Origin of the sequence: Maricurvus nonylphenolicus (assembly GCF_042854845.1) — a bacterium.
GTDB lineage: Bacteria > Pseudomonadota > Gammaproteobacteria > Pseudomonadales > Cellvibrionaceae > Maricurvus > Maricurvus nonylphenolicus.
The window spans coordinates 2,561,093-2,584,835 of sequence record NZ_AP031498.1 but is presented as its reverse complement, the minus strand read 5'-3'; the positions used below and the strand labels follow the sequence as shown (position 1 = coordinate 2,584,835).

Genomic DNA, 23,743 nt, shown 5'->3' with positions numbered 1-23,743 from the left:
CCCCAATAAAGTCCTTATCGATCGGTTCTTGTTAGCTATTAAGTACCTGGCTGAGCGGAAAAAAAGTTTGTAATGAGCTCTCGAATCCAGATATTGGCCTGATCTTTATCGGCGCTGGTGTGCCAGTACAACACCCATTCGACCAATTTCATGGAAAACGGTAGCTCCAACACCTTCAATCCCATGCCTTTCGCCAAATTTAGCGGCAAGGTCACCGCAAGATCAGTGTTCCTTACAATATCGGCCACCGCCTGATGGGTTTGAACACGCAGTTGTATATTACGCTCACGCCCCAAGCGATTTAGCGCAATATCAACGTAACCAGAGCCCGTACGACGGCTGGATACATGGATATGCCCTAGTGATAAGTATTCATCAAAAGTCAGACTATCACCAATTCTTGGATGATCCGGTCGCACAACACACATATAGCGGTCGCCAGAGAGATTGTGTGAACACAGTTGAGGGGTCGCAACAGAAGGAATATCCAGGGCCAAATCGACACTGCCTGCGGCCAACTCCTTGGCAATATCGGTACGGGGAATGGTAAAACACTCAACCGACACCCCGGGAGCCTGCTGCTGAATCTCCTTAATCAGGGGCGGCAAAAGAATACTTTCCGCCAGATCACTCATACTCAAGACAAAGGTTTTATCGGAGCGAAGAGGTTCGAACTTGTCTCCCTCCGCCAGGCTGGAGCCCATTAGCTGCAGGGCCTGACGAATACGGCCCACAATATTCTCCGCCACCGGGGTAGGCACCATACCGTTTGGCGTTCTTACAAATAACTGGTCATTAAAGGATTTTCGCAGCCTGTTTAGGGCATTACTGACCGCAGGCTGGGTAATACAGAGCACTTCGGCTGCCCTGGTAAGGTTGCGTTCGGTATATACCGCCTCAAACACCACGAACAGGTTCAAATCCACATTCTGCAAACGCATAACTGGTCACCTTATGGATTGACGCTATGGTTATATCACCTTAAAAGCCGATAACCACAGCCAATCATAATCATTGTGAATAGCTGAATATTCACATAATAAACTTCATTAATGGTTGTGACCAGACTAATCTGGAATCATTCAATGAATAAGGAGCCTCGATAGGTGTCAGAAGTCTTCTTTGTACGACATGGACAAGCCTCATTCGGCAGCGATAACTACGACAAGTTGTCAGATTTAGGCCACCAACAGGCAGAATGGCTGGGCCAATACTTTGCCCATCGCGACCTGCAATTTGATGCGGTTTATACCGGCGATATGGTACGCCACCAGGAGACCCTTGCCGGCATCCAAAAGGGCCTGCAAATAGCCACTCCAGATGCGCAGATCACCCCTCAACTCAATGAATTCGACTTTCACACCCTGATCAAGGCCTACCTGGTCAGCAAGGGTGAGTCACTCCCCGGTCAGGGATCTCCACGTAAAGAGTTCTACCGCATTCTAAAAAGCGCACTGCATGAATGGTCTGCCGGAACCCTTACCGAAGGCACACCAGAAACCTGGCAAGGCTTTGAGCAACGCGTCGGCAGCTGCCTGGGTGATATTGGCAAACAATCTGGCCGGGTTTTGGTCGTTAGTTCGGGCGGCGCTATTTCCATGGCACTACGCCAAATATTGCAGTCCCCTGCCAGCATCATGGTGGATTTAAACCTGCAAACCAAAAACACCGGCGTCAGCCACTGCTTTTTTAACAGCCAGGGTTTTAGCCTAAGCAGCTTTAACCATGTGCCACACCTTGATAGTCCCGACAGGCATCACGCTGTCACTTACAGTTAATTTACCCTAATAACACTTACCCCTACATCGGATTGAGAGAAAGACAACATGAACTTTGAATACAGCGAAAAGGTACAAGGTTTACTCGAACAAGTTCGTCAGTTTATGGATGAACATATCTATCCAAACGAGAAAACTTTCCACGATCAAATTGAAGCTAATCCTTGGGAAACCCCACCGATTATGGAAGAGCTGAAAGCCAAGGCCAAAGCCCAAGGCCTGTGGAACTTCTTCTTGCCTAAAGAATACGGTGACTACAGCCCTGGCTTGACCAATCTGGAATACGCCCCACTGTCTGAAGAGATGGGTAAAGTTATGTGGGCCTCTGAGGTGTTCAACTGTGCCGCACCTGACACCGGCAATATGGAAGTACTGGCCAAGTACGGTAACGAAGCCCAGAAAAAACAATGGCTGGAGCCTTTGCTGGAAGGCAAGATTCGTTCAGCGTTTGCCATGACCGAACCTGCAGTAGCGTCCAGTGACGCCACCAACATCGAAACCCAAATCGTTCGCGATGGTGATGAGTACGTTATTAACGGTAAAAAGTTTTACATCAGTGGTGCTTGCCGCAAAACCTGTGAAATCATGATTGTGATGGGTAAAACCGATGCGGAAAATCCAAACCGCTATATCCAACAATCCCAGATTCTGGTGCCAATGAACACGCCGGGCGTAAAGATCACTCGCCCTATGAAAGTGTTTGGTTATAACGATGCACCAGAAGGTCACGCAGAAGTGATTTTCGATAATGTACGTGTACCTGCCGAGAACCTGATTCTGGGTGAAGGCCGAGGTTTTGAAATTGCTCAGGGTCGCTTGGGCCCAGGCCGTATCCACCACTGCATGCGCTCTATCGGTGCTGCTCAACGTGCACTGGAAGCCATGTGTAAACGCGCTAACGAACGCGTTGTTTTTGGTCGCCCAATGATTAAGCAGCAATCTGTGCGAGAAGATATCGCTAAATCTGTGTGCGAAATCGAACAAGCGCGCCTAATGACCCTGAAAGCAGCCGACAAAATGGATCGTGAAGGTAACAAGGCAGCAAAAGACTTTATTGCCATGATCAAAATTGTAGCCCCCAATATGGCGCTGGATGTTGTTGACCGTGCAATCCAAATTCACGGTGCTGTGGGCGTAAGTCAGGACACCACTCTTGCCCACGCCTGGGCTGGCCTGCGTACCCTGCGTCTGGCCGACGGTCCGGATCAGGTGCACATGATGCAGTTAGGTCGTGACACTGCCAAACGTTACGAGTAATTCGTAGCCAGGCAATTAAGCACCCCGCTTCGGCGGGGTGTTGCCGTTTGTGCAAACGCATAATAACCATTTAAAAATAGACACAAATAGAAACACATAATCGGAGTAAACCATGAGCGCTGTTGACACACTCGATACCGAAAAATTGTGCAGCTATCTGGAACAACATATTGAGGGTTTTAAAGGCCCTATGACCGCGGAAAAATTTGCCGGCGGTCAATCCAATCCCACCTTTAAAATTGAGGCTGCCTCGGGTACTTACGTACTGCGTCGTCAACCTCCCGGCAAACTGCTGAAATCTGCCCACGCGGTTGATCGCGAGTACCGTGTATTGGATGCTCTAAAAGATACCGACGTACCTGTCGCCAAGGTCTACCACCTGTGCGAAGATCGTGACGTTATTGGCTCCATGTTCTACGTGATGGAATTCTGTGACGGCAATATTTATTGGGGAGCTGGCCTGCCAGAAATCGACACCAACGAGCAACGCACGGCCATGTACGATGAAATGAATCGTGTACTGGCCGCTCTGCACAGTGTTGATCTGGAAGCTACCGGCCTGACCGACTACGGCAAACCCGGCAACTATTTTGAGCGTCAACTGAACCGCTGGACCGCGCAATATAAAGCTTCCGAACTCGATCCAATCCCCGAAATGGATCAGTTAATCGCCTGGCTGGAAAAGAACCTGCCAGAAGACGATGGCAAAGTAGCACTGGTTCACGGCGACTACCGCCTCGATAACCTGATGTTCAGCAAAGACAACACCAAAGTTATCGCCACCCTGGATTGGGAATTATCCACCCTGGGTCACCCGTACGCCGATCTGGCCTACCAGTGCATGCAATTGCGCCTGCCCGCCAGTGAAGCCAAAAACACCATGTCTGGCTTGCTGGGTATTAACCCTACCGATTTGGGTATTCCCACCGAGGAAGAATATGTAGCCAAGTACTGCGAGCGTATGGGTATCGATAAAATCGATAACTGGGCCTTCTACCTGAGCTTTAGCTTCTTCCGCCTCGGCGCCATTGCCCAAGGTGTAGCAAAACGTGCAGCCGACGGTAATGCTTCCAACAAAGCCGCTGGTAAGGTTGGCGCCATGGTTCAACCACTGGCACAAATGGCCCTGGGCGTTATTGAGCAAAGCGCCTAAGCAAAATAAAAACTGAGAGAGATCCAAAGGGTAAACCTATGAAAGCCATTGTTTGCGAAAAATTTGCACCTGTAGAAGAGCTTCAATACAAGGACGTTGCAGATCCAGAAGTTCAGCCCGGTCACGTTATCGTTGATATCGAAGCCATCGGCGTCAACTACCCCGACGGCCTGCTGGTTCAAGGTCTGTACCAAATGAAACCACCCTTCCCGTTTACCCCAGGTACAGAAGTTGCCGGTGTAATCAGCGAAGTCGGAGAAGGTGTAAAACATCTGAAAGCTGGCCAGCGTGTTGTTGCCATGAATATGCTGAACGGTTATGCCGACAAAATTCTGCAGCCAGCCCAACTGGCCATGCCAATTCCTGACAGCATTCCTTCTGAAGAAGCTGCCGGTTTAATTACCGCTCACGCAACCGCTCACCACGCGTTAAAGCAACGCGCCAATATCCAGCCAGGCGAAACCCTGTTGGTAACCGGCGCTGCTGGTGGTACCGGCTTGGCTGCCGTGCAAATTGGTAAAGCCATGGGCGCCAAGGTAATTGCCGTATGCTCCACCCAGGAAAAACTGGATATCGCCAAGGCAAATGGTGCAGACATTCTGATCAACTACAGCGATACCGATCTGAAAGCCGCTATTAAAGAAGCGACCGATGGTAAAGGTGCTGATGTGGTGTATGACGTTGTCGGCGGAGTGACCTTCGACGTACTTTCGCGCTCAATGGCCTGGAACGGTCGTCTGCTGGTGATTGGTTTCGCCTCAGGCACCATTCCTAAACTGCCTGTCAACTTAACCCTGGTTAAGGGCTACTCTGTTGTTGGTGTTTTCTGGGGCACCTTCACCATGAAGGAACCACAAACTTTTATGGAAAACATGCAGGAGCTTTTGGCCTGGTATACAGAAGGCAAAGTTAAAGTCGTTGTCGATGAAGTTTTCCCGTTAAGCGAAACCGCCAACGCGCTCAATAAAGTGATGAATCGCCAAGTCATTGGCAAGGTCATTTTAAAACCTTAATTTTTTAAAGAGATATTATTATGGCTACTAATTTATTTGACCTGACCGGTAAAGTAGCACTCGTCACCGGCGCCAGTCGTGGTATCGGTGAGGAAATTGCCAAACTACTGGCCGAGCAAGGCGCACACGTCATTGTGTCCAGCCGTAAAATCGATGGTTGTCAGGAAGTCGCCGACAAAATCAATGCCGAAGGCAACAGTGCAGAGGCCTTTGCCTGCCATGTAGGTGATATGGACGATATCGCCAAGACCTTTGCCCATATTCGTGAAAAGCACGGCAAGCTGGATATCCTGGTTAACAACGCCGCAGCCAACCCCTACTTCGGTCACATCCTGGATACCGATCTGGGCGCTTACAACAAAACGGTTGAAGTAAACATCCGCGGTTACTTCTTTATGAGTATCGAAGCCGGCAAACTGATGCGTGAAAGTGGTGGTGGCTCCATCATCAATACCGCCTCTGTTAATGCCCTTCAGCCAGGTCAACTGCAAGGTATCTACTCCATTACCAAAGCCGCCGTTGTCAATATGACCAAGGCCTTTGCTAAAGAGTGTGCCCAACACAATATCCGCTGCAATGCCCTGCTGCCTGGTTTCACCAAAACCAAGTTTGCTGGCGCACTGTTTACCAGCGATGAGATTTACCAAACCGCTATTGCCAGTATTCCTATGCAGCGTCACGCTGATCCAAAAGAAATGGCAGGCACGGTACTGTACCTGGCATCTGATGCCAGCAGCTACACCACCGGTGAGTGCATCGTTGTCGATGGCGGCATGACTATCTAAACAACATTTTGGGAGTGGCTTAGTCACTCCCCCATCCGCTCTGAGAAAAGTAAACAAAGAGTTACGCCAGAGCCAACCCCTGAGTTAACACCAGAGAGACCCAATGACTACTACAGATAAAACTTTTAGCGATAAGGTTGTTCTTATTACTGGTGCCGGTGGCGGTATCGGTGAAATAGCAGCACGACAGTTTGCCGAGCAAGGCGCCAAACTGATCCTGTCGGACATCAACACTCAAGCTCTCGATAAAGTTAGCAGCGATCTACAAGCCAGTGGCACAGAGGTTTTTGCCCAAGCCGGTGATGTATCCATCCCTGAGCAGGTGCAAAGCCTGGTTGATGAAGGTGTTAAACATTTCGGCAAACTCGACATTGCCGTGAACAATGCCGGTATTGATCCACCCCACAGCCTGTTAGCTGACGCCAGCCTGGAAGATTACGATCGCACCATGGATATCAATGTCAAAGGTGTATTTCTGGGTATGAAATACCAGATTCCACATTTGATAGCCAATGGCGGCGGCAGCATTCTTAACGTTGCATCCGTTGCAGGTATCGGCGGCGCGCCTATGATGGGCGTTTATGCAGCCAGTAAGCATGCCGTAATCGGTTTAACCAAGAGTGCGGCTTTTGAATACGGCAAGCAAAATATCCGTGTTAATGCTGTTTGCCCTTTCATCACCAAAACCAATATGCTGGAACAAGAACTTAGCAAGGTGCCCGACCGCGAAGCAGCACTTAAATTCCTAAGTAAAGGTTCCGCACTCAAACGTGTGGCAGAACCGGAAGAAGTGGTTACAGCCATCCTGTTTGCTTGCTCACCAAATAACAGCTATATGACAGGCCACGAACTTGTTGTTGATGGCGGTATGACCGCCGTATAAGACTAAAGAGCTTTAATTTTAAGAGAGAATAATATGGATCCATTACTGAATTACACCGATAAAGTGGTACTTATTACCGGCGCGGCTAGCGGTTTTGGTAAACTGCTGGCTAAGGAATTTGCCGACCGTGGCGCCAAGCTTGTACTGGGCGATATTAATGAAGCAGGCCTGGACGAGGTCGTTATGGGCCTTCAACAATCCGACAAACCTGCGGCAGGCCAACGCTGTGATGTGTCTAAAGAAGCCGACATCAAAGGCCTGGTAGATTTAGCCAAATCCACCTACGGCCGCCTGGATATCGCTATTAACAATGCCGGTGTTGCCCAGGAATTCACTCCGATCGCGCAAACCAGTGAAGAATTACTGGATCTGCAACTTAACATCAATACCAAGAGTGTCTTGTTCGGCATGAAGCACCAGATCCCACTGATGCAAGAGCAAGGCGAAGGTGTCATCCTCAATGTTAGCTCTATGGCTGGCCTGGGCGGCTCACCAAAAATTGGCGCCTACTCTGCCGCCAAACACGCCGTTGTTGGCCTGACCAAAACTGCTGCCGTGGAATGTGGCCGCAAAAACATCCGCATTAACGCGGTCTGCCCCTTCTTCACACTAACGCCAATGGTCACAGATTCTGAACTGACCCAACACGCTCCAGTGGAAGATGTCACCAACTTCCTGAGCCAGGGTTCACCCATGAAGCGATTAGGCGAACCTGAAGAGATCGTCAACGTTATGCTGTTGCTATGCTCTCCAGGCAACACCTATATGACCGGTCAAACCATTGCCATTGATGGCGGTGTATCTGCGTTTTAATGTGATTTCAGGGGGCATACAAGCCCCCTGTTTTCTCACCGCCTATTGGTGATAATATATACAAGCTCTTTACTTGAGAGGCAATAACAGAGATATAACAACTACGATAATATGCTCTCAGGCTATAACAAAACCAATAAACGCCTGAATTATGAGTTGGCCACAGAAGCTGACCATAGATAAAAAATCATTCGAGAGAGGAGACGTCATTTATGAGGTCTGACCAGTTATATATATCGCAAATAGCCGCGATAGATCCCACCACGTACTTTTTAAAGAAGTATGCTCTTGATCAGCAGCGCTTTTACGATCATCTGCAACTGCACCAATTCACGCCAGATAACCCTTCCAGCTACCTGCCAACACAGCTGATACACAAAGGCTTGCTGTTTCTTAAGTACCGCATGGATGTAGAACACCCCGGTCTGGAGGTAGGTAAAAGCTTTGACTTTAAACACTGGTTCTATGCCTACGACCTGCTTAATTCTCACTCGGCGCTGGAACTGATTAATCTTGGCAACTTCTTTAACAACCGTCTGCTGACCAACTTCTATACCAGCCATTTACTGTGGGACAACAACCACCCCACCATCGTTTGGCAGGTAAAGGAATTTCATGAAGCTGCACGCGAGTACATGCTGGCAGCAATGATGATCTACATAAACGCTATCTATAACTTAACCAATGCGGCCGACAGCATCATTAAAATATCGCTACCCGTCCCATACAGCCCATGCATTGAAAATTACTTAAGTGACTACCCCGTTAACGACATAGTTTATGGCGCCCCTTCTGCGGCCATACAACTTAACCAGGACGCACTACTTAAACCACTGGACAGCAGCACACTAAAAGAACAACTAAAATCCATACCGCAACGCAATACAGCACACTCAATCTGCCCCCTACCCATACAAAATGTCGACGACCAACTATTTAAATTGATAAACAGCATGTTGCTTCAGGAAGTGCCCGACCTACAAACCATCGCTGACTTTAGCGGTATGCACCTACGTACACTGCAAAGGCGCCTAAAGGAATGTGGATGCACCTTTTCAAATATTTTTGATCGGGTACGCTACCAAAAAGCAGAAGAATTACTGGGTAACGACGAGATAAAAATCACCGATATCGCCTTTGAGCTTGGCTATAACGACAGCGCTCACTTCAGTCGCGCCTTTAAACGCTGGTCTGGACTATCGCCCAAACAATTCCGACAAAAGCGCTTGCACGCTTAATAGCATAATAACTTAATACCACAATAAAAAGCCCGCTGACGCGGGCTTTTTATTGATTCAGTTTACATACTATAGCGCAAGGTTACGCCCCAGGTACGCGGTTCGTTCACCCAGCGACGGTAATTCGTCGTCGATAAACCACCATCGGCAGCGGCGAACAGATTAGCAATCAAATTACTGGTATGCCCAATCGCATAATAATCATCCGTCAGGTTTTTACCCCACAGGCTGATATCCCAGTTATCGTTACGCCAACCTACACGGGCATTGAGAATTTCATAGCGTGTATCAACCGACGCAGCAGAACGGGTTGGATCAGAGATATGCTCGGTTTTAAATGACAGATCGCCGTGCACGTAAACTTCTGAGCCATCGAGCGGATAAATATAATCGGCCGCTACAGAACCCGACCAGTTAGGCGCGTATTCCATGCGCTCACCATCCAGCACACAATCACCGTCAGCATTGATAAACTCACCTGAGGTTGCCGCACAGTTAGCACCGGTAAAATCCTTATAACGGGCATCCAAGTATTCCACCTTGGCACTTAACGTCAGGTTTTGGGTTAACAGCACAGTAGCATCAACGTCTACACCTTGAGTCACCTGCTTACCCGCATTTATCACTCCAAATACGACGGTATCAGGATCGAAGGTCGTCGCCTGGAAATCCTTATACTCGGTATAGAAGTAAGCCAAATTAACACGAGCCCGGCCTTCCCACAGATCCAGCTTGGCACCAATCTCGTAGTTAGTGGTTTCTTCGGTTTCGTACTCGCGATCTTCGACCGCCATTGCACCAAACGAACCATTAAAACCACCAGACTTTGAACCGGTGGCCACAGTTGCATAAAACATCTGATCGCCAATAAAGTGATTCAAGCTCACCATACCGGTCACGTCATCATCACTACGCTTATCAGACTGATTTAATTCATCATCCAAAGCTAACTGACCACTAATGGTTGGGATAAATACACCACCGGTATAACTACCACCGCCAACATTCGCCAACCTGAACGGAGTACCATCAGCATCAAAGGAGTCAGTGTAAACACTAAACTCTTTTTCCTCACTGCCATAGCGCAAACCTGCTGTCAGTGCTGTTTGCTCAGTAATATTCCAAGTCATCTGACCGAACAGAGCGTAAGATTCTGAGCTTACAGTCTGATGCCACTTAAAGTGATCGCCCGCAACCAGTAAATTTGCACCACTTGGATGATCAATCCAATCACCGAAGCCATCCGGCAAACCATACGGACTGCTAGAGAAAACATCCGATTTATCACCACCCTCTAGATCACTTTTAAAATAGAAGAAACCGGCAACCCAATCAATCGTTTCTCCACCAGGAGAAGTGATACGAAATTCCTGACTGATATTTTCTTCATTAAAACGTGGTGTTGAATTGGAAATATCCAACTGAGTACTGTCATTGTCGGTAACTGAGCCGTCCTGCTCCCACTCCTGATAAGCGGTAATGGAAGTGAAATTGAAGCTATCAAATTCATAATCTACCTGAACCGATGCCCCCTGTACTTCTACGCGACCACCGCCACCTTGTGTCGGTGTTACTTTGCGATCTTTCGGGTCACCTTCTGTCACACCCAAACCATTAGCAGCCAGGTTCCCATTAATATAGGCATAATAAGCGGAATTTTTATTTAAGCCCGCCTCATCTTGAGACTGATGCGAATCTGAAAGACTGTAATAACCAATGGCACGCACAGAAGCTCTTTCAGTAGGATCCCAGAACAACTGACCACGATAGGACTGCTTATCTATCTGGTTATATTCGTTGCTATTAAACTCATCATCAATAATACCGTCACGACGGCGACTGCGAGCGGCAAAACGATAACCTAAATCATCTGTAATGACGCCACCTACAGAAAACTTGGTATCTTCCAGACCGTATTCACCAAAGGTCTGCTCGACATCGATACCAAACTCGTCTGGCGCACCACGTGTATGAACAGAGATAACACCCGCATTGGTATTCTTTCCGTACAGCGTTCCCTGAGGCCCTAACAGTACTTCAACGCGATCAATATCAACCAAATCAGATAGACCGAAAATACTGCGCGGCATAAATACACCGTCAACAAATACACCTACCGATGGTTCAAGTGTTGGGTCTGCTGCGCCAGTACCGGCACCACGAATGGAAATAGAAGATTGCGCGGGGGAGTTACTGGAATAAATATTCAGCGCTGGCACGAGGGTTTTAATATCCTCAACGCTTTCAATACCGGAATTTTTCAAGGCCTCGTCAGAAATAGCCGAGACACTCATAGGAATATCCTGCAGAGACTGCGCACGCTTTTGTGCAGTAACAACAATCTCTTCCAGAGCAAATTCTTCAGCCATTACAGGCACGGCATTAGCAACCAGTGCAGAAGATACAGCCAGACTTAACGGCTTAAGGAAGGTTAGTAGACTTTTTTTAGGCGATAGAGTGCCGCCCTCAGTGAGGGTGTAATCTCTCATATCTCTCTCCAAGCATATTATGGTTATGGGGAACGGGTCCGCTGCTTATAACCAAAGCATCTGACCGTACCCTTATTATTTTCAGCTAAATGTCTATGACCGTTTAGCCAGCTCAGTATAGAAGCAGAGATCACCAAAAAACTTGCCATTATATGACAGCGAGACAAGTTATCTTGAGCCGCAGCACAGCACAGAGATAGGAGCCAGTCGGGTAAAGCTGATCGTAGCAATCAGCCCATCGTTTAAGCGGCCGGAAAAAGTCAGGGTAGTCGCGGAGGCTGTTTGAGTGTCAACGAGTTTCCGTAGCGCTGACTTTTTCCGGCCGCTTATGGGCGCGAAGAGCAGCTTTACCCGACTGGCTCCGGATTTATATATCCATCCCCCAAGCATAAAAAAGCCCGGATTTACCGGGCTCTACAATCAATCTAAAACCTAGGGTTTCAAAGCGGCCGAACTTTCAAACTCATACCATCAACCCCAACAATCTCAACTGCCTTGCCGGAATCAATATCTTCATCAGAAAGCACCGTCCAAAGTGCATCCTCAATCTGCACCTTGCCCTTGCCATTCACCACGGCCTCAAGCAGCTCAACCTTTCTACCCACCAAACGTGCAGCTCGGTTATTTAACAACGGCTGATCCGTGGCCTGATTAATAGCCCGAAATCGCTTCCAGTAAACCAGGGTAGACACAATCGACAAGATACCAAACCACATCAATTGCGCCTGCCAAGAGAGGCCAGGCAATATCGTCATCATCAGCGCCACACACAGCGCACCGATACCGATACCGAGCAAAAATCCACCAGCACCGAGCACCTCACCCAACAGTAACAAAATCCCCAGCGACAACCAATGCCAGGATTCAAGCTGAGAAAGCACTTCAAACATAATAATCACCTATACCCTGCCCGCTTTAGGCCTTCTTTTTCACTTCGCCAACAATCTCGGAGATGCCCTCAATAGAGCCAATCACACTGGCGGCCTCTAGCGGCATCATAATGACCTTGTTGTTATCAGCAGCCGCCAGCGTACCCAGGGCATCGACATAACGCTGGGCCACAAAGTAATTAATAGCCCGAGGATCACCCTTGGCGATCGCCTGACTGACCATAGCCGTCGCCTTGGCTTCCGCCTGGGCCTCACGCTCACGGGCCTCAGCCTCCAGGAACGCCGCCTGACGCTCACCCTCGGCTTTTAGGATCTGCGCCTGCTTCTCACCCTCTGCCACCTGAATCGCCGCCTGACGCTCGCCCTCAGCCTTGAGGATCTGGGCACGCTTGTCACGCTCGGCCTTCATCTGGTTGGCCATGGAGTCAACCAGATCACGAGGCGGGGAAATATCCTTAATCTCAATACGGGTAACTTTAAGACCCCAAGGATTGGTAGCTTCATCCACTTTTTGCAGCAGGCTGGTATTGATGGCATCCCGGTTAGATAACATGGCATCCAGCTCCATAGAGCCGAGAACAGCCCGGATATTGGTCATAACCAGATTCTGCATGGCACGCTCCAGGTCATTAACCTCATAAGAGGCCTTAACTGCATCCAATACCTGAAAGAAACACACCGCATCAGTGGTCACCATGGCATTATCGGCACTGATCACCTCCTGCGGCATAATATCCAGTACCTGCTCCATCACTATCTGCTTCTTACCGATAACGTCGATAAAAGGCACGATAATATGCAAACCGGGGGTTAACAGGCGGGTATATTTACCGAAACGCTCAACCGTCCACTCCTGCCCCTGAGGTACACTTTTTACCCCCATCAGAACCAGGGCAATCGCCAGGGCTAAAAAGACAATTGAGGTAATATCAAAACCGAACATAGTCACTCCTTGAAAACTAACGAAAGCGGGCCAATCCCCATGGGCGATCTCTAAAATCCAGACCCAGTAGCTCAAGAGTGACGAATATAAAAAAAAAGATCAATGCCCTGGTCTTTACGACTCGAACATTGATCTTTTTTTGGTCAGTAGCTGCCCTTTAGGACAGCCACTAGGGAACAGATTAAGCGGCTTGAGAATTACCCTTAGCCTGTTCTTCGTCTTTCAGTTCACGACGCAGAATCTTACCAACATTGGATTTTGGCAGCTCTTCGCGGAACTCGATTTGCTTAGGCACCTTGTAACCCGTCAGGTTTTCACGGCAGAAAGCGATAACATCTTTATCAGTAATAGACGCATCTTCTTTAACCGCAAACACCTTAACCGCTTCACCGGTCTTGGCATCAGCTACACCAATAGCTGCAGCTTCCAGTACACCTGGGCACTGGCCTACGACATCTTCAATTTCGTTCGGGTAAACGTTAAAGCCGGAAACGATGATCATATCTTTCTTACGATCAACAATGCGGATATAACCGTCTTCCTGGATCACAGCCATATCACCGGTATCCAGCCAGCCTTCGCTGTCGATAGTCTCGGCAGTCGCTTCTGGACGCTCCCAGTAACCTTTCATCACCTGAGGTCCACGTACCCACAGCTCACCAGGCTCACCGGCAGGCAGTACATTGCCTTCGCTGTCAGTAACACGTACTTCAGTACCAGGCACTGGATAACCAACAGTCCCATCCTGGATTTTGCCTGGAGGTGCAGCACTTACTACAGGAGAAGTTTCAGTCATGCCGAAACCTTCAGACACCTGAACACCCGTCATCTCACGCCACTTGGCACCCACTTCGGACGTCAAGGCCATGCCACCAGAGGCGGTAGATTTCAGCGTGGAGAAATCCAGGTCACGGAAACCCTGGTGCTGAGCCAGGCCATTAAACAGCGTGTTTAGACCAACAAAGCCAGTAATACGCTGGCCTTTCATGGCTTTAACAAAAGAATCCAGATCACGCGGATTTGGAATCAGAATACTGTGGTTACCACTGGCCATCATGGCCATACAATGAACGGTAAACGCGTAAATATGATACAGCGGCAGAGGTGCAACATAAGTCTCCTGCCCCTCCAGGAAATTACCTTCCAGCTGCTCTTCCAATTGCAGCATGTTACTTACAAGGTTGCGGTGTGTCAGCATCGCGCCTTTAGCAACACCCGTAGTACCACCGGTGTATTGCAGTACAGCTACATCTTCGCGATCACAGCTTACTTTCTTAAAGCCGGTTTTGCCTTTAGCCAGCACATCCCGGAATGCCACCTGATTCTTAAAGGAGAACTCAGGTACCATTTTTTTCAATTTAACAACATTGTTGATTAACAGGCGCTTGGCAAAGCCGTGCATATCACCGATCTCAGTAACAATAACCTGCTCAACACTGGTTTCTGGAACCACCTTACTGGCGGTGTCGGCAATATTGGCTAACACCACAATAGCCTTTGCACCGGAGTCATTCAGCTGATGCTTTAACTCACGGGCAGTATAAAGAGGGTTGGTATTCACAAGAATCATACCGGCACGAGCAATACCGAACATCGCAACAGGATATTGCAGAATATTAGGCATTTGTACCGCAACACGGTCACCCGGTTGCAAATTGGTATGGTTTTGCAGGTAGGCTGCAAATTGCTTACTCAATACATCAAGTTCACCGTAGGTCATGGTTTGACCCATACAGGTAAACGCAGGATTATTGCTGAACTTTACAAAGTTCTCCTCAGCAACATCCAGAACAGTACGCGGATCGTTCAGATTCATGTTTCCCCTCCCTCTAGCATCCAAACCCAAATAAGGATGCATTATTTTTCATAACAACTTCAGTCCATCTTATTGGTGACGGACTAAAACAAACAGTAATTTTGTTACATAAAGGCTATCGACAATAGCCATTAGACGCCAACCTCTCACAATTAGCGCAGAAACAATTTTTTTAACGCGGAAATAGACTGGGCAAACGGGCAGCCATTTCCAGGTTGCCCGTTACAGTGATTTTGCCAAACATAAAGGCCTGCATACTGTTCAGCTCGCCATTGAGAATACTCTGTAGCGTGGCCGATTCCATTGCCAGGGTCACACAGGGTTTTTCAACAACTCCCTGAAATAACTTGCAGTGGTCATCACAGATTTGCAGATAGTAGTTATCGGCGTCGGGCAGCATAAATTGGTAATAACCCTGCATACCCGTAGCCAAATTGGCATCGTAGCGGCTACGTGCCGCTACGAACGCCTGCTCTATGACTGGCATAATCACAATTGCTTAGATCAAATAGAATGCAAGCACTTAGAATGCAAAGTGTTCGGCATCCAGATCCAGCAGGTTGTCAGCGCCAGACAGCATGGTCTGAGTCAGAGACACGGTACGTGGCAGAATACGCTCGAAGTAGAAACGAGCAGTCTTCAGCTTGGCTTCGTAGAATGCAGTCTCGGTAGTACCTTCATCCAGTTTGGCTTGAGCAACAGAAGCAGCACGTGCCCACATGTAACCCAGAACAACATAGCCAGAGTACATCAGGTAATCAACAGAAGCTGCACCTACTTCTTCTGGATTGTTCATAGCTTCGGTACCAATCTTCATGGTCAGCTCGCCCCACTCTTTGTTCAGACCGTTCAGAGTCTCAACGTATGTGGCAACGGCTGGATTGTCAGCATTTTCTTTACAGAAAGTGTGAACAATTTTGGTGAAACCTTTCAGCAACTCACCACCAGAACCCAGAACCTTACGGCCTAACAGGTCCAGTGCCTGAATACCGGTAGTACCTTCGTACAGCATGGAGATACGACAGTCACGAACGTTTTGCTCAGCACCCCACTCGGAGATGAAACCGTGGCCACCGAAACACTGCAGACCTTCGTTCGCAGACTCGAAACCAACTTCGGTCAGGAAGGCTTTAGCGATTGGCGTCAGGAAAGACAGCAGATCGTCAGCTGCTTTGGCTTCTTCTTCAGAAACACCGCCGTGCATAATATCAACTTGCTGAGCAGCGAATTGAATCAGCATACGACCACCTTCAGAGAAGGCTTTTTGGGTCAGCAGCATACGACGTACGTCTGGGTGAGAAATAATTGGGTCAGCAGGGCCTTCTGGATTCTTGGCGCCGCTCAGAGCACGCATCTGCAGACGATCACGAGCATACTCCAGAGACTTCTGGAAACCCACTTCAGCGTGAGCCAGACCCTGCATAGCAGTACCCAGACGCGCAGTGTTCATGAAGGTGAACATGGCCATCAGACCTTTGTTCTCAGGACCAATCAGGTAACCTTTAGCGTCGTCGAAGTTCATGACACAGGTAGCGTTACCGTGAATACCCATTTTGTGCTCGATAGAACCACACTTCACACCGTTACGATCGATAATGGTACCGTCGTCTTCAACGTTGAACTTAGGAACGATGAACAGGGAGATACCTTTGGTACCTTGTGGCGCATCCGGAAGGCGAGCCAAAACAATGTGAACAATGTTGTCTGCCATGTCGTGCTCACCGGCAGAGATGAAGATCTTGGTACCGGAAATGCTGTAAGAGCCGTCAGCGTTTGGCTCGGCCTTAGTGCGCAGCATACCCAGGTCAGTACCACAGTGTGGCTCGGTCAGACACATGGTACCAGTCCACTCACCGCTAACCAGTTTGGTCAGGTAAGTTTCTTTCTGCTGGTCAGTGCCGTGCTCAGCAATGGTGTTCATGGCGCCGTGAGACAGACCAGGGTACATACCCCAGGACCAGTTAGCAGAACCAGTCATTTCGCTCAGAACCATACCCAGAGACTCAGGCAGACCTTGACCACCAACAGCAGGGTCGTGAGCCAGTGAAGGCCAGCCCGCTTCTACGAATTGCTGGTAGGCTTCTTTAAAGCCAGTAGGAGTCGTTACAACGCCGTCATCCCACTTACAACCTTCGGTATCGCCCACACGGTTCAAAGGACCAATAACGTTCTCAGCGAACTTGGCGCCTTCTTCGATGATGGCGTTAACGATGTCAGAGCCTACTTCCTGGTAGTTAGGCAGAGACTGCAGGTGCTTCTCGTAATCCAGCAGCTCATACAGGGTAAACTGGATATCTCTCTGGGGCGCTTTGTAATCAGCCATGTGGGTATAACCTCGATGCTAAAATATTCTTATAGGTCAACGCCTTAGGAGGCGTTACCGACGGAAAGCCGAGCCGTTGAGGGCACAGATTTCCACTTCTGTGTTGAAGGTGCCTAGAATCCAAGAATTGTCAATTTTGGACAATGGCAAATCTGACTAGTTTCGATGACAAAATTGACTATAAGAATGGCAGAAATTGGCAAAAATGATAGTTCTGAGCAGCCGAAACGGCCATAAGACAGGGAGGAAAGACGAAATAAGCGCCAACCTAAGGCAGCTCCGCCCCCTCTTCTAAACGCTTGCGATACTCACCCGGCGTAATCCCAGTCCACTTCTTAAAGGCGCGGAAGAATGCACTGGTCTCATCAAAGCCCAAACGCTCGGAGATATGGCTATTCGTGAGGTCCTGACATCCCAGGTAGTGGAATGCAGCCTCCATACGACAGTCATCTTTGAGCTTCTGATAAGAGGTTTCCTCCTGCTGCAAGCGACGGCGCAGAGTGGTCACCGAGAGGTTAAGCCGCGAGGCCACCTCCTCAGCTGAAGGCATAGAGGCACTTACGTCCTTCGACAGAATTGCCCGCACCTTGGACTTTAAGCTATTGCTCAAACTGTCTTTAATCACCAGGTGGTATGGTGCCGTACGTAGGAAATCGTGCAAAGTATCCTGATTTTGCACAATCGGCAGATCCAGATACTTCTTATCAAACTCCAGACCATTGAATGGCTGGTCAAACTTGATTTGTGCAGGGTAGGTTTCGGCTAGCGAGCGGAACTGATCAGGGCATGGAAAGGCAAAATGCACCGACTCCAGCGGTGTCTCCTTACCGATCAGCCAGCAGTGGAAGCGGTGCCATACGGCCAGCTGCGTTCTGATGGCCTCGGCATTATCAAAGGCCATCAGGCGATCAAACTCTTCCTGGCTAATTGACTTGATAGGCGCCATTCGAACGCGCATCAACTCCGGGTGTTCGCCCTCTTCCATATGAGGTCTAACGCGAAAACCACGACAAATTTCAGCAAATTGCCCTGCTCTGATAATCGACTGACGCAGATTCTCACACTGTATAACCGTAAGACACAACAAACGGAAGGAGCCCAGCTGTACCCTGCCGCCAGTCATCATGCCAAAGCACTCATCCTGCATTAGGAACATCATGCGCTGATACAGCTCACCGTACTTCACGGCAGAGAAATAACGCTGCTCAAGATCCTCCGGTGTGATATTCATGTCATCCAACAACGGCTGCACATCAGAGCCCTGAGCCTTGGCTCTATTTAGCAGGGCTTCTACATATTCTGTCAGCACTTGAGTATCGTTGGAGGCCATAAATCTTATGTGTTAGTCGTCAGAATCGCCGCGATTGATTAAGCGTTTTACGGATTTTATCAGAATCACCATGATAAATGCTGCACCAATAATCGCGGCCAACAAACCTACAGTAATAATCAGGAAAGAACTCAGGTCGGATAGAGGAACATCCCAACCATAAACAGCCAAAGCAAGGAAGGCGGCACAGGCAATAAGCGCAACAGTGACCGCTGAACGAGACTTACGTTTACGAAATAACATCTATACGACTTCTGGAATTAAGATACATCGGCAAGAATTTCCAACACCTGGGCGACACCATCATCGGCAGCCGCTGCAGTTACTGCATCAGCCACCGCTTTGATCTCAGGTTTGGCATTCCCCATAGCAATCCCGAGCCCCGCTCGAGACAAAAACACCTTGTCAGAATCAGCATCACCAAAGGCAATCACCTGATCCGGTTTAACCTGGTGATACTCAAGCAGGCAATCAAACGCCGTATGCTTACAGGCCTTGGGGTCAATAATACTAACAAATGACCAACTTGGGTATGTAGGCAAACAGGCGTAAGCAAATACCAAATCGGAAAACTCCTGCTCCAACAGCCGCAGCACACCTGGCTGGTGATCTTCATCAACTGCCATTAACAATTTAAAGACAGGTTCCGCCGTCACCAAACTATCGAAACCTTCAAGCTTGGGTGTCACACGCAAATGCTGACTGTGTACATCACCAATAGGATTGTTGGTCTCAATATAAAAGTCATCCCGCGTACACACTTCAGTGTACACCTGTAATTGTCGAGCTCGCTCAATCAACAACTGAACCCGATCAGTTGCCAATGGCTGCTGGATAAGGGATTCACCGGTTTGCGGATCAAATACCAATGCACCGGTGTAATACAAACCAGCAGCATTAAGGCCAAGCTCATCGATCAAAAAATCGACAGCAAATTTAGGCCGGCCGGAAGCAATAGCGGTTTTAATACCTAACGACTTAACAGCACTTAAAGCACGCTTTAAACGCTGGCTATATCCGCCATCCAGACCAAGCAAGGTACCATCAACATCAAAGAAAGCTAGGCGGATATCTCTGCCAGCAAGATGTTGTGACCACTCAGAGGAATCAATACAAGAAGAGCTCATACAACTACTAAATTGAAGAAACCGCCATAGTTTACCTTTTTATTAATGAAAGCGGCATGTCTAAAACGGCTGAAAAGAACCCAATATCGGCCTAAAGTCTCTGATTTAGTAAACCTCAGTTTGCATGAAGGTCAGAGTTCCGTTGTCCCTTTAGAAACCTTCGGAGGTTATGCCCCATCACAAGCTTAAAACTTAACTTCAGTGTTCTTTTCTAGCTTTTTTATTCCAAGGACAAAAGCACTTCACGTATCGCATTGCGGGCTTCTGCGATACTCGAACTGATTTTTTCGTTGGCTTTTAGGCTTGAACTTCGCTCTTCTTCTGACTGCCGTATCCCCAGATATTCAACTTGAACCTGCCAACTTTCAAAAAGCTGTTCTAACGAGGAAGGTACCGGCTCGGGAATAACCGAAGCCAGGTCGCGCATATAATTAACCCTCGCCCACCCTGCGATAGGGTTTACTTCCACACGTCCATAGTGGGCATTATCGACCAGTAATTGCAGCTGACTTAATTCTGCCAGAACACGAAAGCTGGCATCACGGATATTGTGTTGGTATTCAGATCGATTGGAGCGCTCAACACTGAGCACCACTGCAGAGATAGCGACACAAAGGCTGATTATAGCCACAAGGTTGCGGGCAAAGCCCTCGAGAACAGAGGGCCAGAATTTATTCATAAACACTCCATAAACATCTAGCTGCCTATGGAGCTAACCACTTAGAGGGCCAGACTGCCTTCGTGACTCCACTCACAGCGTACTTGCATATCACCCGAACCTGGCTCGTGACCGGCTCCATTGGATTCCCAAGTAAAAGTATGGGTGCCAGATAGCTCAGTTTCCAGGTGAACGGTAGCAGAAACCCAGTACATACCACTCAGCAGCTCTTCAAACTTGTTGATCCACTGATCCCACTCGTACTCAACAGCTTTGTAGGAAGCCCCAAAATGCATCACCTCGGTCTGGTAGTTACCCTGCCCTACTTCGGTTTGCGGGATGGCAAACATTTCCTGGCACAGGAATGGCCAGTCATCGGCTTTAGGTAGCGACAGCATGGCTTGACGGTTACTGCGACGACGGTCAGTTTCCCCAAGATCATAGGCAGCATCTTTGATGCAGCCGTAAACAATTGATTCCTGATCCATATAAATTAACCTGTGTTATGCCTTCAATCCTAATGGCGTTTATGACGCTCTTTTTAAAATGATTTAGCGGTAAATACAAGTATCTGGTTCACGCCTTAAAAAAACCACCAACCGCCACTTTCCAGCCGTTCCTGACAGCCAGCCAATTGCTTCTTATACCTGGCAGAACGCGCAGAAACTTTTTTTGCCACGCCTTTTAACCAGCCTTTTTTGTTAAAAGTCCTGCGTTTAAAGCCGCCATGGCCTTCATGGTAAGCCAGATACAAGTGATAGGCATCCGTTGGTTTTATGCCGTTACGCTTATGACTGGTATGGTTGTACCAGGCAATAAAGTCGATGGCATCACCAAATTCATCGCGATCAGCACCCCATTTGCCACCACTGCGCTTATACCAGTCCCAGGTTTCATCCTTAGCTTGAGAATAGCCATAGGAACTACTTGGGCGTGGACCGGGAAAAATCCATAAGAAACGGGTTCTTGGGGGTTTAGCTTTAGCCTGGAAGCGCGATTCCTGATGCATAATCGCCATGGTGATGTAAATTGGCGAACCCCAGCGCTTCTGAGCGTCTTTGGCATCGTCATACCAGTCATCTTTCTCATCAAAAATATGACAGATATTGTCCTGATGCTTGGGTGGTGAGGTTACACACCCGGCAAGCAGCAACACAAACAGAATAACAATGCCTTTTTTCATGTGTTTATGCCTCGTAGACACCGTGTTCTTGAAGTAGCGCAACCAATTCTTCTTCAGTCATGGTGTCGATGCCCAACTCTTGGGCTTTGACGAATTTGGAGTTATTAGTAGCTCCGCCACCGACAACTACACAATGGGTTTTGGCGGAAACAGAACCTGCAACTTTAGCCCCCAAATCCTGCAACATTTTCTTGGCATCATTGCGCTTAACAATAGAGAAAGAGCCGGTAACCACATAGGTTTTATCTGCCAGTGGCTCATGACGCTCTTCAACGCTGACATCATCCCACTGAACACCAGCGGCCTGTAAAGCCTCCACAGCTTCACAGTTGTGGGGTTGATCAAAAAATTCAGCGATAAAGTGTGCAACCACAGGACCTACATCATCAACCTGCTGTAATTGGTCTTCACTGGCAGCTATAACCGCAGGGAGATTACCAAAATGGCGGGTCAAGCTACGCGCCGTGGCCTCCCCCACTTCTCGAATACCCAGCGCAAACAGAAAACGCTCAAGCGTTGTTTGCTTGCTGGTTTCCAGAGCGGCTACCAGATTACGCGCCGACTTTTCGCCCATACGCTCCAGCGTCGCAATCGACTGCCAATCCAGGGTGTAGAGATCTGCTACAGATTGAATGCGGTTTTCATCGACAAGTTGTTCCACCAGTTTATCGCCAAGACCATCAACATCCATCGCCTTGCGAGATGCAAAATGTTTGATCGCCTCTTTACGCTGGGCCTCACAAATTAAGCCACCGGTACAGCGAGCAACAGCCTCGCCGGGCATGGTTTCAACGGGTGATTCGCAGACGGGACACTGCTCAGGAAAAACAATATCAGCGGCATCACCAGGACGTTTATCTTTAACGATGGAAACAATTTGCGGAATCACATCGCCGGCACGACGTACAATGACCGTGTCGCCCACCTTAACGCCCAAACGCTCAATCTCATCGCGGTTGTGCAGCGTTGCATTGGAGACTGTTACACCGCCAACAAATACTGGCTCTAAACGCGCTACCGGTGTAATAGCCCCAGTACGCCCTACCTGAAACTCCACATCTTGAAGTAGCGTCATTTCTTCCTGCGCAGGAAATTTATAAGCAATGGCCCAGCGAGGTGCCCGGGACACAAAACCCAGCCTATCCTGCACGGCACGACTGTTAACTTTAAAAACGATACCATCGATATCGTAATCAAGTTGGTCACGTTTTTCTGACAGCTTGCGGTAATATTCAATACACCCCTGAATATTTTCAACAGCGGCCATTTCCGGGTTAATCAGGAATCCCCATTGGTGTAACTGTTCGAGCGCATCTGTATGACGATCAGGCATTTCACCACCATCGACCCGGCCGACACTGTAAGCGCACATCTCCAGCGGACGTGAAGCAGTGATTTTAGGATCTAATTGGCGCAAGCTACCGGCAGCCGCATTACGAGGATTAACAAACAGCTTTTCCCCCTGTTCGCGCGCCCGCTCATTTAAGGCCTCAAAGCCGGCCTTGGGCATGTAAATCTCGCCACGCACTTCAAGGATTTCGGGAAACCCTTCACCGATCAGCGTCAGCGGAATCGAAGGAATGGTGCGAACATTAAGGGTAATATTTTCACCGGTGGTACCATCACCGCGGGTAGCTCCGCGCACCAACAAGCCTTTTTCGTATAACAGGCTTACCGCAATACCGTCGAGTTTAGGCTCGCAGGCAAATTCAATATCTTCATCCTGCTTTAAACGATCCTTGGCGCGACGATTGAAGTCGAGCATATCGTCATCATCAAAGGCATTATCCAATGACAGCATGGCCACTTCATGGGTCACCTGCGTAAACGCCGACAAAGGCTCAGCCCCCACCCGCTGTGTGGGTGAATCTTCAGTAATTAATTCAGGATTTTCGTTTTCAAGCGTCTTTAAACGCTGCAACTGGCGATCATATTCCGCATCAGGAATTTGCGGATCGTCTAAAACGTAATAGCGATAGTTATGGTAATTCAGCTGACTTTTCAGCGTATCGATTTCTGCAAGTATTTCTGGAGAGACAGTTTGGCTGGATGACATAGAACCGT

22 protein-coding genes are annotated in these 23,743 nt (G+C 48.6%); 8 read left to right on the top strand and 14 right to left on the bottom strand.

All coding sequences use genetic code 11. The features are described from left to right. Positions 1–38: 38 nt before the first annotated feature. On the bottom strand, positions 39–941 hold the full coding sequence (locus ACGHZ6_RS11110; RefSeq protein ID WP_390618927.1) for a LysR substrate-binding domain-containing protein: 903 nt from the start codon (positions 939–941) through the stop codon (positions 39–41). A 165-nt stretch (positions 942–1,106) separates the two neighbouring features. On the opposite strand from ACGHZ6_RS11110, the gene ACGHZ6_RS11105 reads away from it, so the two are divergent. The 8 genes from ACGHZ6_RS11105 to ACGHZ6_RS11070 all read left to right on the top strand — a co-directional run bounded on the left by ACGHZ6_RS11105 (position 1,107) and on the right by ACGHZ6_RS11070 (position 8,920). Beyond that, positions 1,107–1,778, top strand: a complete 672-nt coding sequence (locus tag ACGHZ6_RS11105) for a histidine phosphatase family protein (RefSeq protein ID WP_390618926.1) — start codon at positions 1,107–1,109, stop codon at positions 1,776–1,778. A gap of 48 nt (positions 1,779–1,826) precedes the next feature. Then, a complete protein-coding gene (locus tag ACGHZ6_RS11100) occupies positions 1,827–3,035 on the top strand; it encodes an acyl-CoA dehydrogenase family protein (protein WP_390618925.1) in 1,209 nt (402 codons plus the stop codon). 112 nt (positions 3,036–3,147) lie between these two features. Further along, positions 3,148–4,188, top strand: coding sequence for a phosphotransferase family protein (locus ACGHZ6_RS11095; protein WP_390618924.1), 1,041 nt, complete (start codon positions 3,148–3,150; stop codon positions 4,186–4,188). 38 nt (positions 4,189–4,226) lie between these two features. Next, complete coding sequence (locus ACGHZ6_RS11090; protein ID WP_390618923.1) at positions 4,227–5,201, top strand: NADPH:quinone oxidoreductase family protein; 975 nt, start codon at positions 4,227–4,229, stop codon at positions 5,199–5,201. Positions 5,202–5,221: 20 nt separating this feature from the next. Then, positions 5,222–5,986: an SDR family oxidoreductase gene (locus ACGHZ6_RS11085; RefSeq protein WP_390618922.1), complete on the top strand. Its 765-nt coding sequence runs from the start codon at positions 5,222–5,224 to the stop codon at positions 5,984–5,986. A 103-nt stretch (positions 5,987–6,089) separates the two neighbouring features. Beyond that, the gene (locus ACGHZ6_RS11080; protein WP_390618921.1) at positions 6,090–6,869 is read left to right on the top strand and encodes an SDR family NAD(P)-dependent oxidoreductase; all 780 of its coding nucleotides are present in this window, start codon (positions 6,090–6,092) and stop codon (positions 6,867–6,869) included. Between the two features lie 33 nt (positions 6,870–6,902). After that, positions 6,903–7,682, top strand: coding sequence for an SDR family NAD(P)-dependent oxidoreductase (locus ACGHZ6_RS11075; protein WP_390618920.1), 780 nt, complete (start codon positions 6,903–6,905; stop codon positions 7,680–7,682). 212 nt (positions 7,683–7,894) lie between these two features. Continuing rightward, positions 7,895–8,920, top strand: a complete 1,026-nt coding sequence (locus ACGHZ6_RS11070) for a helix-turn-helix domain-containing protein (RefSeq protein ID WP_390618919.1) — start codon at positions 7,895–7,897, stop codon at positions 8,918–8,920. A 62-nt stretch (positions 8,921–8,982) separates the two neighbouring features. Here the strand turns inward: ACGHZ6_RS11070 and ACGHZ6_RS11065 are convergent, their stop codons facing one another. The 13 genes from ACGHZ6_RS11065 to ligA form a co-directional block, all read right to left on the bottom strand. Further along, positions 8,983–11,409 (bottom strand): TonB-dependent receptor, encoded by a 2,427-nt coding sequence (locus ACGHZ6_RS11065; protein WP_390618918.1) that lies wholly within the window; start codon positions 11,407–11,409, stop codon positions 8,983–8,985. 440 nt (positions 11,410–11,849) lie between these two features. Further along, positions 11,850–12,299, bottom strand: coding sequence for an NfeD family protein (locus tag ACGHZ6_RS11060; RefSeq protein WP_390618917.1), 450 nt, complete (start codon positions 12,297–12,299; stop codon positions 11,850–11,852). A gap of 25 nt (positions 12,300–12,324) precedes the next feature. After that, complete coding sequence (locus ACGHZ6_RS11055; RefSeq protein WP_390618916.1) at positions 12,325–13,242, bottom strand: SPFH domain-containing protein; 918 nt, start codon at positions 13,240–13,242, stop codon at positions 12,325–12,327. Between the two features lie 181 nt (positions 13,243–13,423). Beyond that, a complete protein-coding gene (locus ACGHZ6_RS11050; RefSeq protein WP_390618915.1) occupies positions 13,424–15,058 on the bottom strand; it encodes an AMP-binding protein in 1,635 nt (544 codons plus the stop codon). 172 nt (positions 15,059–15,230) lie between these two features. Continuing rightward, a complete protein-coding gene (locus ACGHZ6_RS11045) occupies positions 15,231–15,545 on the bottom strand; it encodes an SCP2 sterol-binding domain-containing protein (protein ID WP_390618914.1) in 315 nt (104 codons plus the stop codon). 36 nt (positions 15,546–15,581) lie between these two features. Next, on the bottom strand, positions 15,582–17,381 hold the full coding sequence (locus ACGHZ6_RS11040; protein WP_390618913.1) for an acyl-CoA dehydrogenase C-terminal domain-containing protein: 1,800 nt from the start codon (positions 17,379–17,381) through the stop codon (positions 15,582–15,584). Between the two features lie 268 nt (positions 17,382–17,649). Then, positions 17,650–18,711: an AraC family transcriptional regulator ligand-binding domain-containing protein gene (locus ACGHZ6_RS11035; RefSeq protein WP_390618912.1), complete on the bottom strand. Its 1,062-nt coding sequence runs from the start codon at positions 18,709–18,711 to the stop codon at positions 17,650–17,652. A 12-nt stretch (positions 18,712–18,723) separates the two neighbouring features. Further along, positions 18,724–18,954 (bottom strand): hypothetical protein, encoded by a 231-nt coding sequence (locus ACGHZ6_RS11030; protein WP_390618911.1) that lies wholly within the window; start codon positions 18,952–18,954, stop codon positions 18,724–18,726. A gap of 17 nt (positions 18,955–18,971) precedes the next feature. Beyond that, positions 18,972–19,838, bottom strand: a complete 867-nt coding sequence (locus ACGHZ6_RS11025) for an HAD-IIB family hydrolase (RefSeq protein WP_390618910.1) — start codon at positions 19,836–19,838, stop codon at positions 18,972–18,974. A 220-nt stretch (positions 19,839–20,058) separates the two neighbouring features. Next, entirely contained in the window at positions 20,059–20,517 is a 459-nt protein-coding gene (locus tag ACGHZ6_RS11020) for a hypothetical protein (protein WP_390618909.1), read from the bottom strand. A 41-nt stretch (positions 20,518–20,558) separates the two neighbouring features. Further along, a complete protein-coding gene (locus ACGHZ6_RS11015; protein ID WP_390618908.1) occupies positions 20,559–20,984 on the bottom strand; it encodes a hypothetical protein in 426 nt (141 codons plus the stop codon). Between the two features lie 95 nt (positions 20,985–21,079). Next, entirely contained in the window at positions 21,080–21,679 is a 600-nt protein-coding gene (locus ACGHZ6_RS11010; protein WP_390618906.1) for a transglycosylase SLT domain-containing protein, read from the bottom strand. Positions 21,680–21,683: 4 nt separating this feature from the next. Next, a complete protein-coding gene (ligA, locus tag ACGHZ6_RS11005) occupies positions 21,684–23,735 on the bottom strand; it encodes an NAD-dependent DNA ligase LigA (RefSeq protein WP_390618905.1) in 2,052 nt (683 codons plus the stop codon). Between the last annotated feature and the right edge of the window lie 8 nt (positions 23,736–23,743).